Annotated in this window: 15 protein-coding genes; 5 read left to right on the top strand and 10 right to left on the bottom strand. The window is 37.7% G+C overall.

Annotated elements, in window-relative coordinates; translation table 11 throughout:
• Positions 1-30: 30 nt before the first annotated feature.
• The 9 genes from ADH02_RS08295 to ADH02_RS08255 all read right to left on the bottom strand — a co-directional run bounded on the left by ADH02_RS08295 (position 31) and on the right by ADH02_RS08255 (position 5,316).
• On the bottom strand, positions 31-648 hold the full coding sequence (locus tag ADH02_RS08295; RefSeq protein ID WP_048784092.1) for a DUF1307 domain-containing protein: 618 nt from the start codon (positions 646-648) through the stop codon (positions 31-33).
• A 26-nt stretch (positions 649-674) separates the two neighbouring features.
• Positions 675-1,121, bottom strand: coding sequence for a DUF1307 domain-containing protein (locus ADH02_RS08290; protein ID WP_048784091.1), 447 nt, complete (start codon positions 1,119-1,121; stop codon positions 675-677).
• A 68-nt stretch (positions 1,122-1,189) separates the two neighbouring features.
• Positions 1,190-1,783 (bottom strand): hypothetical protein, encoded by a 594-nt coding sequence (locus ADH02_RS08285; RefSeq protein ID WP_048784089.1) that lies wholly within the window; start codon positions 1,781-1,783, stop codon positions 1,190-1,192.
• A 30-nt stretch (positions 1,784-1,813) separates the two neighbouring features.
• Complete coding sequence (locus tag ADH02_RS08280) at positions 1,814-2,428, bottom strand: DUF1307 domain-containing protein (protein WP_048784087.1); 615 nt, start codon at positions 2,426-2,428, stop codon at positions 1,814-1,816.
• Positions 2,429-2,457: 29 nt separating this feature from the next.
• Complete coding sequence (locus ADH02_RS08275) at positions 2,458-2,991, bottom strand: DUF1307 domain-containing protein (protein ID WP_048784085.1); 534 nt, start codon at positions 2,989-2,991, stop codon at positions 2,458-2,460.
• A 71-nt stretch (positions 2,992-3,062) separates the two neighbouring features.
• A complete protein-coding gene (locus tag ADH02_RS08270; RefSeq protein WP_048784083.1) occupies positions 3,063-3,617 on the bottom strand; it encodes a DUF1307 domain-containing protein in 555 nt (184 codons plus the stop codon).
• 72 nt (positions 3,618-3,689) lie between these two features.
• Positions 3,690-4,262: a DUF1307 domain-containing protein gene (locus ADH02_RS08265; RefSeq protein ID WP_048784081.1), complete on the bottom strand. Its 573-nt coding sequence runs from the start codon at positions 4,260-4,262 to the stop codon at positions 3,690-3,692.
• 72 nt (positions 4,263-4,334) lie between these two features.
• Entirely contained in the window at positions 4,335-4,778 is a 444-nt protein-coding gene (locus tag ADH02_RS08260; protein WP_048784080.1) for a DUF1307 domain-containing protein, read from the bottom strand.
• Positions 4,779-4,875: 97 nt separating this feature from the next.
• Positions 4,876-5,316, bottom strand: coding sequence for a DUF1307 domain-containing protein (locus ADH02_RS08255; protein ID WP_048784079.1), 441 nt, complete (start codon positions 5,314-5,316; stop codon positions 4,876-4,878).
• 166 nt (positions 5,317-5,482) lie between these two features.
• On the opposite strand from ADH02_RS08255, the gene ADH02_RS08250 reads away from it, so the two are divergent.
• From ADH02_RS08250 to ADH02_RS08240, 3 genes are all read left to right on the top strand, one after another.
• Complete coding sequence (locus ADH02_RS08250) at positions 5,483-6,523, top strand: M42 family metallopeptidase (RefSeq protein ID WP_048784077.1); 1,041 nt, start codon at positions 5,483-5,485, stop codon at positions 6,521-6,523.
• A gap of 135 nt (positions 6,524-6,658) precedes the next feature.
• Positions 6,659-8,770, top strand: a complete 2,112-nt coding sequence (locus ADH02_RS08245; protein WP_048784075.1) for a pneumococcal-type histidine triad protein — start codon at positions 6,659-6,661, stop codon at positions 8,768-8,770.
• Positions 8,771-8,891: 121 nt separating this feature from the next.
• Entirely contained in the window at positions 8,892-9,794 is a 903-nt protein-coding gene (locus ADH02_RS08240) for a magnesium transporter CorA family protein (RefSeq protein WP_048784073.1), read from the top strand.
• A gap of 382 nt (positions 9,795-10,176) precedes the next feature.
• On the opposite strand, the gene rnhC is transcribed toward ADH02_RS08240, so the two are convergent.
• The gene (gene rnhC / locus ADH02_RS08235; protein WP_048784071.1) at positions 10,177-11,091 is read right to left on the bottom strand and encodes a ribonuclease HIII; all 915 of its coding nucleotides are present in this window, start codon (positions 11,089-11,091) and stop codon (positions 10,177-10,179) included.
• A 138-nt stretch (positions 11,092-11,229) separates the two neighbouring features.
• On the opposite strand from rnhC, the gene zapA reads away from it, so the two are divergent.
• On the top strand, positions 11,230-11,586 hold the full coding sequence (gene zapA, locus ADH02_RS08230; protein ID WP_160312874.1) for a cell division protein ZapA: 357 nt from the start codon (positions 11,230-11,232) through the stop codon (positions 11,584-11,586).
• Between the two features lie 6 nt (positions 11,587-11,592).
• Positions 11,593-12,129 carry a CvpA family protein gene (locus ADH02_RS08225; protein ID WP_048784067.1) on the top strand — a complete coding sequence of 179 codons (537 nt, stop codon included), beginning with the start codon at positions 11,593-11,595 and terminating at the stop codon, positions 12,127-12,129.
• Positions 12,130-12,158 lie beyond the last annotated feature (29 nt).

Genomic DNA, 12,158 nt, shown 5'->3' with positions numbered 1-12,158 from the left:
GATTTAATCCTTTCTCAATCATCATTATTTTTATTGTTTAACATAACCGTCTTCAAGTAATTTTGGGACAGCTTCACTATATTTTAAAGCAGATGGATTAGTATTTGGGAATGTTTCAGGAGCACGTTTATGAAGCTCTTTCCAGTCGATATTGTTGTAATCAATTTTGAGTGTGTGATAGTAAATTCCATCTTTTCGTGCAATAGTGGATTCAATTCCTTTCACTCCGTCGTAGATAGAGTGTCTTTTTTTGAGAAGTTTTTGTATTTCTTCTTCGGTTTTACCCATTTCTTTAGGATTGAACGCATATACGGCATCTTGAAGATAAACGATATCGTCTTTGAAATAATATTTTAAGGTTGTAGTATTACCATTATCTTCTAGTTTATAAACAGCTTCACCGTCTTTTGGAAGGTTGCTGCTATTTTGTGCGTTCGACTTTTTCTTGTTTTGTTGATTGTCTGCTGCTTTTTCTTGGCTCTGTTGATTGTTAGCCGAGTTCAGTTTCGATTGCTTAGTATTTGCTTGTGTTGCTTCTTGAGCGTTTTGATTTGTCTCAGTCGCATTGCCTACTGAATTATTTTGTCCGCAAGCCGCAAGTACAAAAATTGAAGAGAGTAATACGAGTGATGTTTTAAGAGTTTTCATTTTGTTTTATATACCTTTCTAATGGGTTATTTAGCCGTATATCCAGCATCGAATAAGGTTTTTTCGAATGATTTGAAACTTAGCTTATTACCTTCGATAGAGAATTCGTTAGGGAATCGTTCTTTTAGTTTTGCTAAATCTACCTTTTCCATATCGATCGTAATTTCAAAAGTGATTTTCTCGTCTGTTGAAGACGTGCTAGAAGTGACGCCAGGTAAGTTTGTATATAAACTTAGAGTGGCTTGTGCTAAGGCTTGAGCACTTTGTTTTGGAAAATCTGGCCCCATTGCTTTCAGATTCCATTCGTTTAAAATTGTAATTTTTGTTACGGTATCGCCTTTATGGTCTACCGTAGTGGTTGTTTGTGCCATTTCATTTTTTAGAATATAGCTTGAAGACTGGGTCCCACCGCAACCGAAAAGGAAGAAGAGAGTAGTCAACAGTAGTGCGAATGCTTTGATTGATTTTTTCATAAGAACTCCTTTACATCTATTTACAGAAAAAGCAGAGCACATCAAGTGGACTCTGCTTTTAGGTTACATTACTGAACTTCTTTGAATCCCATTTGAATGAGGTTTTCTTTTACTTTTGTTAAGTCTGTAGGATCGTCAAAAGAAACCACTTGTGGATATGCTGATTTCAATTTTTCACGATCGACAATAGTGTAGTCAGTTTCGTAAGTCTGGATGTACTTCTCTCCTTCTTTTTTAGAATCAAACTTAAATCCTTTAAGCTCTGTAATTTTATTTTTTAAGTCGCCGTAGGTTTGCTCTAAAATAGATTTTTGTAGTTCATAACTTTGCTTAACAGCTTCTCTTGAAGCTTCTGGGACATTATCAACACTAAAATCTGTGATAACTTCTGTAATCGTTTTTTCAATAATATTGCCTTTTGAGTAAAGCGTTAATTTTGTTGTAACATTTGTATTCACTAGCTCATATACACTTTTAACTTCAGTAGCATCTGATTGAGTGGCTTTAGTTGTTGGAGTTGGAGCCGTTGTAGTTGCTTGTGCTTGAGTTGTTTGAGCCTGAGTTGTTGCTTGTGTTGATTCTTCTTTTTTACCTTGTCCACATGCAACAAGTAGTAAACCTGCAGATGCTAAAAGTGTTAGTTGTTTGATTTTTGTATTCATTCTATAAAAATCCTTTCTATGAGTTTATGGTTATTCAACTCTTGTAAAACCGGCATCGAGTAGTGACTGTATGATTTGCTCGTAATTCGTTGCTTCTTCCTTAGATGTAAAATCAGGATCAATTTCTTTTAGCTTGTCGAAGTCTATATTCGAATAGTCGACTTCGTATGATTGGATGTATTTAGTTCCTTCCATACGAATATCAAGCTTTAGACCAGTGACATCTTTAATTTGCTCTTTTAATTGATTATAACTTTGCTCCATAGTTTGCTTTTGTGTTTGCAACGCTTGTTTAAAAGCTTCTTTAGAGGTTTCTGGCAAGCCTGATATGTCAAAATCGATAATGGAATCGGTGGCCATTTTTTGAATCAAGCCATCTTTAAATGTAATTTTGACTTTCGTTATGTTGTTTCCATTGATTTGTTCAAATACGACTTGTCCATCTTTAGCATCCGATTTGGCGACTGTTGTTAGAGCCTGAGCAGTTGTTGTTGCTAGTGTAGTCGTTGTTGCTTGCGTGGTTGCCTGTGTAGTTGTTGCTTGCGTCGTAACGACCGTAGTTTCTTCTTTCTTGTCTTGACCACAAGCGACTAATAGAAATGTATTCGTAAAGAGGAGTGCGGATACTTTTGTCAGTTTGTTCATAATAATCCCCTAATTTTGAAACTTTATTATTATTTTTCTACATAACCAGCCTTGAGAAGTTTATCTCTAAAGTCAGAGTAACTAACCGTATTGTCATCAGTTAGTCGTAAATTTGGCTCAATTTCTTTGAGTTTTTTCATATCGATTTTAGTGTAATCGAATGAATAAGTAACAGTGAAAAAGTCATTATTGTGTTCTGATTTATACTCAAAACCTTTACCGATAAGATCTTTGTATTTTTGTTCGTCTTCCGCAGAAGAATTTTTTAGTAATTCAAGAGGATTATCTGCATCAATTTTTGACAGTGTATAATTCTCTACAGATTCTTGTTTTAATAAGACATCATCTTTATAATAAAATGTCATTGTTATTGTACCAACTCGATCACTAATTTCAAAAACTGCTTTATTAGCATCCTCTAAAGTATAAGTAGTTGTCGGAGTAGCTGTCGTTGCTTGAGTCGTTGTTGCAACCGTAGTTTTTTCTTTTTTATCTTGTCCACAGGCGGCTAAAAGGAATGCACTGGTAAAGAGTAGTGCAGATACTTTCACAGTTTTCTTCATACATATTCTCCTTCATTTTTGAAAAAAGGGGAGAATAGTTCACCCTTCTCCCTATTTAATTTTAAATTTTACTATTGTTTTTCTTTATAGCCTCTGTTAAGGAGCCCCTCTTTAAATTCAGAGTAGCTTAGAGTTTTATCATCACGTAGATTTAAATTCGGATATACTTCTTTGAGTTTTTGCATATCAAGTTTAGTGTAATCGTATGAATTAGTAATCGTGAAAACATCATCTTTGTAATCCGTATTATATTCAACACCTTTACCGATAAAAACTTTTAGTTTTTCTTTGGTTTCTCCAGCAGCTTTTTTAAGCATCTCAAGAGGATTATCACCGGCTAGTTTTGAAATAATAAAAGTAGATACTTTTTCTTCTTTTAATAAGACATCATCTTTATAGTACAATGTCATTGTGTCTGTACCACTGTTACTAGCAGCTTCAAAAACTGCTTTTTGAGCATCTTCTAAACTATACACAGTTGTTGGAGTAGCTGTCGTTGGAGTAGCTGTTGTGGTTGTTGCTTGCGTCGTAGCAATCGTTGTTTCTTCTTTTTTCTCTTGTCCACACGCACCTAAGAGGAATGCACTGGTAAAGAGGAGTGCAGATACTTTCATAGTGTTCTTCATACATAGTCTCCTTCATTTTTGAAAAAAAGTGGAGAAGAGGACCCTCTTCTCCCTATTTAATTTAGAATTTTACTATTGTTTTTCTTTATAGCCACCCTTGATGAGTGCCTCTTTAAATTGAGAGTAGCCAATAGTATTATCATCACGTAGATTTAAATTTGGTATTGCTTCTTTGAATTTTTGCATATCGAGTTTAGTGTAATCGAATGAATAAGTAATCGTGAAAACATCATCTTTGTAATCTGTTTTAATCTCAAAACCTTTACCAATAAAATCTTTCAGTTTTTCTTCTGTTTTCGCACTAGAGTTCTTAAGTGTTTCTAAAGGATTCTCGCCTTCCATTTTTGAAACAATATAAGTAGTTACACTGTCCTGTTTTAATAAAACGTCATCTTTATAATATAACGTCATCACTGCTTTTGTAGCCTCGTCACTAGCTTCAAGAACTGTTTTTTTAGCATCTGCTGGCATGTCAGTTTTTGCTTGAGCAACAGTTGTTGGAGCAGCCGTTGTTGGAGCGGCTGTTGTTGGAGCAACTGTTGTTTGAGCTTGAGTAGTAGCAGTTGAGTCTTGCTTTTGTCCGCAACCTGCTAATACTAGACCGGCTGTAAATAGAAGTGCGAATGCTTTTGATGTTTTGTTCATGATTTTTACCTCACTTTTTGTTATGTATGGTAAAACCGGTATGAGAGACTTCTCTTAACCGGTTTTACTTATTTATTTCTTTTCAGCATACCCTGCGTTAATTAGGGCTTCTTTCGAAACTTTGAAGCTTACTTTTTCGCCACTACCTGTAAAATCATGAGGGAAAGCGGCTTTTAATTCAGAAAGTTTTGCAACTGAATAGTCCACTGTTAATGTTTGGATAATAAATCCATCTTTAGATTCTACGGTGGCAGTTACGCCTTTAACAGCATTATACGCATCAGTGTTTTCTTTAATTTGTTGAAGAGCATCTTCTTCAGAAACCGGAAGTTTTGAAATTTCAAATTCGTTTCTAGCAGTTTGTTTAGTAACAACGTCTCCTTTATAGTAATAAACTAAAGTAGAAACAAGACCTTCTTGCTTTAGTTCAAATGTAGCGGTTTCTTCTTTCGCACATCCTAATAGTACGAATAATGCTGTAAATAACACAGCGAATAATTTCATTGCTTTTTTCATGAAATTCATCCTTTCGATTTGTAATATACTCATAACTGTTTGTTTTGTATCGTAAAACCGGCAAGAGAGAGCTTTACAGGTCTTACTTATTTAATTATTACTTTTCAGTATAGCCAGCTTTAATCAGTGCTTCTTTAGAAGCTTTGAAACTTACTTTATCACCTTGACCAGAAAAATCACTTGGGATGGCTTTCTTTAAATCAGAAAGTTTAGCAATATTGTAGTCTACAGTCACAAATTGAGTAACAATGCCATCTTTAACTTCTTGAGTAGCAGTTACACCTTTAACTGAGTTGTACAAATCAGTGTTTTCTTGGAATTTTTTAAGTGCTTCTTCTTCTGAAATTGGAAGTTTTTTTAAATCAATTTCAGATTTTGCTGTTTGTTTAGTAACAACGTCTCCTTTATAGTAATAAACTAAAGTAGAAACAAGACCTTCTTGCTTTAGTTCAAATGTAGCGGTTTCTTCTTTCGCACATCCTAATAGTACGAATAATGCTGTAAATAACACAGCGAATAATTTCATTCCTTTTTTCATGAAATACATCCTTTCAAGTTGTAATATACATATATTATAAATCTAATGATTATAATATGCAAGACTTTTTACAAAAATGGTTGCTAATGAAGGTTGACAATTGCTAACAGTTTGATTTTAACGGCAATGTGCTATACTAATCTTACAGTGAAATGGAGGAGAAAGTATGAATCAGACTGTAAACTTCTTGAAAGAACTTGTGGCGATTCCGTCACCAACTGGCTATACCAGAGATGTGCAGGATTATTTAATCGATGTCTTAACGGATATGGGATATGAGCCAACACGTACAGCAAAAGGATTAGTAGTTGTAACAGTACCTGGAGCAATTGATGAGAAACAGCGTGTGGTAACAGCGCATATCGATACACTTGGAGCGATTGTTCGCGCAGTAAAACCAGATGGACGCTTAAAACTCGACCGTATTGGTGGATTTGCTTGGAATATGATTGAAGGAGAAAACTGTACGGTTCACGTTGCTAGCAATGGAACGACTGTTTCAGGAACAATTTTATTACATCAAACAAGTGTACACGTATACCGTGAAGCGGGAACGGTAGAGCGTAGTCAAGACAATATGGAAGTTCGTTTAGATGCGAAAGTGACAAACGAAGCCGAAACGCGTGCATTAGGAATCGAAGTAGGGGACTTTGTATCTTTTGATCCACGTTTTATCATCACGCCAACAGGATTCATTAAGAGCCGTTTCTTAGACGATAAAGTGAGTGCCGCAATTTTATTAACCTTATTAAAGAAATACAAATCAGAAGGAATCACGTTGCCAGTAACGACTCACTTCATGTTCAGTTGTATTGAAGAAACTGGAACGGGAGCTAACAGTAGCATTCCAGAAAAAGCGGTCGAATTCTTAGCTGTGGATATGGGGGCAATGGGGGATGACCAACAAACAAATGAGTACACCGTTTCTGTTTGCGTGAAAGACGGTTCTGGCCCATATAATTTTGATTTCCGTCAACACCTTGTATCTCTATGCAAGGAAAAGAACATTCCATTTAAATTAGATATTTATCCTTATTATGGTAGTGACGCCTCAGCAGCAATGCGTGCTGGAGCAGAAGTGAAACACGCCTTGCTCGGTGCTGGAATTGAATCAAGCCACTCTTATGAAAGAACGCATCTTGATTCGGTTGAAGCAACACAACAGTTAGTCGATGCCTACCTTTTAAGTTCATTAGTAGAAGCTTAATATTGAGCCTTTCCAACAGTGTCTGGGAAGGCTTTTTTTGGTTTTGAAAAAATTTTGAATTATTTTGTTGACACGGTCTCCTCAGGGGAGTATACTCTAAAACGTAAACTTTACGATTTGGAAAGCGAGAGAATCATGAACAAGAAAGAAAAGGTTATTTTAGGAGGGGCAGTTGCACTTGGGTTGTTATTTGCATCGGGTGCCGTTTTATCCCAGCAACAAGCCCAAACAACGGAGACAACAACTGAGGAGACAACCATTGATGCCGAGCGTATGGCGAAATACGAACAGGCAGCACAAGAAATTAAAGACAATAAACCAAAGACAATTGTCGGAGAAGTATTTGAGAATGGTTATTTGAAAAAACACGGCGACCATTATCACTTTGTATATGGTGCGCCACCAGCAGATGCTATTTATGAACAGAAAAAACCAGGTGCGACAACGAGTACAGTAGAAGACAATTACGTCTTCAATCCAAATGATATCGTAAGCGAAAATGAATTAGGTTTTGTTGTTCGACACGGTGACCACTTCCATTTTATTTACCGTTCGCAATTAGCAAACGCACAAACGGTGACAAGAGAAGATGAAAATAGCAAGAAGAGAACGTGTAAGTTATTACGTATCCCGCACGGCGACCATTTCCACGATGTATTAGACTGTGGGGACGGCAGTGCTTCATTTGCCTTTGACGATGAACCAATTTCAAGACCATCGACTGGTGGAAGCAACACAGGAGTCGCTAGTACAATTGGGACTGTTACACCAACAAGACCAAGTACGGCAAGCGCGCAGCCTGTAACGCCTCCTGCGACAGATATTGCAACACCGCAAGCGGAAGAGTGGACATTGCAATCGCCAGAGATTCAAAAATATTTAGACTACATCGTGTATGCTTACGGCGTGGAACGAGATACAATTAAGTTCGAGTCTGTGACAAACGATCAAGGCGAGTATGTTGGAAAAGTTTTCGCGTTCCAAAATATGGAACAAGGGCAAGATAAGAACCACATTCATCCTTGGGTGATTCCATTGAAACGTTTCGAGGTGCCAAATTCTGATCCATCGATTCCAGCTGAAGTGAGACTTTCTAATGAGATTGATTTAATCGCAAGACGTATGGGCATTTCTCGTACAGCAATTCGCATTGTAAATGGACGTTTCGATATTCCGCACGGCGACCATAGTCACTCAATGAATATCGTCAATAAAGATGGTGTTGAAGCCTATGAGAAAAATAAACTTCCAGTTATCGTTCCTCCATTTGTGGCAGGGGATGTGAATGTGGAGACTGTTTTTGCCAAAATTGACGAAGTGAAAGCTCATGCCAGCGAAAAATACAAAGATGATCCTGTAACATTGAACCGTATTTTAGTAGCCTTAAACGAATACAAAGAACAAGTGCAACTAAAAGGAAACTCAACAGAAGGATTCGTCAAAGGATTGGAACGCTTCGAGGCGCAAACCATTAACCACGAGACAGTCGCTGCTGAAGAAGTAACACCTGAAGAACAAAAGATGAACGAAACTCACGAAGAAACGGTTCGTATGGTTGGGGAATTGAATTTACAAGACTACGGCGTGACAGCTGATGAGTTGAAAGACTTAGCTTCAAAAGCGCGTGAATCTAATAAAGAAGAACAAGTGAACGCGATTCGTGCATTGGTTCAAGCATTACGTGATGCCAACGACCGTATTAGTATCGAAGGAATGCGTTACTTATACTTCTTAACACAACACGTTTTAGACCAAGAATTACCAGCTGCGCTTCGTGAAGAAGTTGCAAGCCTCATTAAACGTTATATGGGTTCACGATTGAACTTTGCGACAACACCTGTTGAATCACTCATTATCGAGTCTTATCGTGCAAAATTAGCGATTAAAGAATCTCATGAGAAATTCGATGGGAAAGTCGATGCGACAATCGGAAAGAATCTAAAAGAAATTTTAACGTCAGCTTCTGAGGAAGAACAAAGCATTTTCCAAGAGGCAAAAGACTTCGCTGAAATGGCGCTGGATGAATCGGATAAAGATAACAGCACTCCGAAGAGCTCTATTTTAGATGTGAAAGCTTCAGAAGAAAAACCATCCGAAGAAACAACAACGACACAAAGTGAGACGACAGAAACAACAGAAAAAACAGAAACTACAGAAAGTACGACAGCTTCTGTAGAGACCACAGAAGCAACAACGGCTACAACAGAAGCCGCTACAACAGTAGAAACAACAACTGTTGAACAATAGAACTTTTAAACACGTAACTCTTTAATAAAGAAGAGTTGCGTGTTTTTATTTCCTATGAATAGAAGGTTTAGCGGTAGTTATGGTATACTAATACAGCATTCTAGTTGAAGGAGGGATTTAAATGGCAGTCATGCATTTTGGCGAAAACAATACTTGGATTAACATTAATTCAGATTTAATCAGTGAATATTCATCCATTTACGATACATACGAAATCGATGACGAAATGATTGAATACGCGCTGGATAAAAACGAACGCGCGCATATGGAGTATAATCGCAGAACGAAGACATTGGTGGTCATTTATAATGTCCTCAACTTATCACGCGAAGAGAATCATTACGATACGATTCCGTTGACGTTTATCGTACGACAAAATCAAATTGTCACGATTTCCAATGGGCTCAATGAATATATTATTGATCAAATTCGTGAAGAACTGGAAGAGAATATGCATTGGAGCGTATTTAATTTCTTATTACATAGTTTATTTGCGATTTCGGAAAACTATTTTCCAATTATTGAGACATTGAATAAAGAGCAACAAAATATTAGTAAATTGCTCCGAAAGAAAACGACAAAGGATAATTTGTTCCGTTTATCTGACTTGGAGATTGAAGGGATGTATTTAGTTTCTGCGACGAAGCAAAATGCGGTAGTATTAGAGCAACTGAAGACGCAACAAGCCTTCAAGGAACTCGACGATTCTGAAAGAGAGCAGTTGGAAGATAACATCATCGAAGCGAATCAATTAGTAGCGATGACAGAGTTACATCTTCAAATCTTGCATCAAATCGCAAACACGTATAACAATGTATTGAATAATAACTTGAACGACACGATGAAATTCTTAACGGTCATCTCGATTTTAATGACGGTTCCGGATATTGTGACGGGATTCTTTGGGATGAATGTGCAGATTCCGTTTACGGAGTTTAGACACGGATGGGCAATCATTCTTTTGATTATCGCACTCGGTTGGATAGGCGTGTCGCAGATTATCAAGCGCATTATGAAAGATTAACCAAAAACACCTTCCTATTTGATAGGAAGGTGTTTGTTTGTGTGTGCTAGTAAAAGTGCTTCTTATGTTGCTTCTGATGTGCTCTTTAATAAAAATAAATGATTACTTCGAATCCTTGCGGATTTGTTTATTGTAGCTGTAACGTTGCACCGGCGCAAGCCTTGGTCTTGCGCCTAAAAAGCCTCAAAAAGGGAGTAAGGAATAAATTCCTAACTCCCTTTAATTCGCATTTTTTACTTTTTCACGTTACTGCTACAATAAAATCCACAAGATTCTCCGTAATCATTTGCGGAGTCAGAACATAAGAAACTTGTTCCTATCAAGTAGGAGTGTTTTTGGGAATCTGCGAAGAGCCTATCTAACCTCGTTTGGTGATGAGAGGTTAGAGAAGTTTCTTAGCTTTTTCGGTGTTGGCGAAGTGGAGTTTAGCTACTTTGCCGAGGAGTTCCATGCCACCGTGTTTTAAAATAGTGGCTGCTGCTTTATCGACGTTGGCACCGGCACCGCTTGGGAGTTCATATCCGTATTCGGCGCTGAGTGAATCGAGGCCATCAAGGAAGGCGCATCTGGCAATCATTGAGGCAGCTGCAACGGCGATATGGTGGCTTTCACCCTTTGTAATAAAGTATGTTTTCTTCTTATCGACAAGGTCTTGGCCTTTGAGATAACGGTAATACAAGTCTGGTTTACAGAATTGGTCGATTAAGTACGCTTCTGGAGTCTCAGGAGCGAGTTTTTCTGTTAAGAGACGGAGAGCTTGGTTATGAAGCAGAGCCTTCATCTCGTTTAGGTTTTTGACTTGTCGGACTTCGTTATATTTTTCAGGCCAAAGTGTGAGTAATTTATAAGGCACAGCTTCTTTGATTTTTGGAACGAGTGCCTTGATTTGGTCGTCCGTCATATCTTTTGAATCGCGAACGCCCATCGCTTTTAGTGTGGCAATGTTTTCTTTTGAAACATAAGCTGCCGCAACTGTCAGTGGTCCAAAGTAAGCACCGTTTCCGACTTCATCGCTTCCGATAACGCTCCAAGTCGCAAAACCTTCTGGAAGAGTAGAGTCTTCGAGAGCTTTCTTTGAAGTGGCGTCAATCGATTGTTCGAGGTGGTTCTTCTGGATAAAGTCTTCAATGCCTTTTCCTTGGAAGAGAACCTTGCCAGATTTATAGGCCGTAATCGATAAACCGTCGACCTTTAGACGCAATGTTGCGTGTGGTGGAGGAGATTGCGTGTATGAAGCGTAGGTTGCTCCAAGGGTCGCAATTTGCTCAGGTGATAAAATTAAAGTTAATGAATTCATGTCGTTCCCCCTTTTCTTTTTAGCATACCATGACAAAATTCATCCGTCCACTCTCTAAAAAAGTGGATTATTAGTGTATTTTTTAAATGAAAAATGGTAAAATAAGGTGATATTATGGAGAAAGTGAGAGGGTCTTTTGTGAATCAACCAAAAACAAGAGTAAAAGCAACGATTTCAGGGAAATCTTATACGATTATTGGTCGTAAGTCGCAACAAAAAATGCAAAGTATTGTGCGTGTCTTACAAGAACAATTAGATCAAATCACTCGAGTATCTGACAAATTGTCGACGGAAGAAGTGGCGCTTCTTGCAGCCATCAACGCCATCTCGAATCAATTTGAAAAGCAAGAAGAAGTGGTCGCATTGAAGAAACGTGTAGAGCAGTTGGAAAAAGAATTGCGCTCCGTTCAACATAAACGCCCTTCGATTGATGCTTCAAGAAAACAAGAATTAGAAAAACAATTTGAATTACAACAAGATTTGTTGAGAAGGTAGGTTTCAATGGTAACGTTAATTATTTTATTTTATTTATTAGTTGGTGTGTATACCGGAATGCGCCGAGGATTAACTTTAGAACTCGTGTATATCGCAGGATACTTCATCACATTCTTAGTTGCGATGTTCACTTACGAAGGGTTCGCAAAATTTTTATCCGTGTACATCCCATATCCATCATACATTCCTGGAAATCACTTAGCGATTTTCACAGAAGCCCAAGCGATGTCACTCGACCAATCATTCTATAAATTGGTTGCATTCCTAGTCATCATGATTCTTGGATGGTTAGTGGTTCGTTTCCTTGGATATGTCGCTAGCGAATTAACATTCTTACCGTTATTGAAACAATTCAATACAATCGGCGGAGCGGCACTTGGATTCCTGATGAACTACTTATTCATATACTTTGTATTATACGCTGTGGCGATGATTCCACTGGCACCAGCACAAAAAATCATCGAAGGTGGATTGCCAAACTTCATCATCACAAAAACACCAATTGTGACACAACTCGTATCAAGTTGGTTATTACCTAAATAAAACCTCGAAGCGTGGAACAAACTTGTTCC

It is taken from the genome of Streptococcus sp. 263_SSPC (genome assembly GCF_001071995.1).
Classification (GTDB): Bacteria; Bacillota; Bacilli; order Lactobacillales; family Aerococcaceae; genus Granulicatella.
The sequence above is the reverse complement of the archived record's forward strand: the minus strand, read 5'-3'. Positions and strand labels throughout refer to the sequence as shown.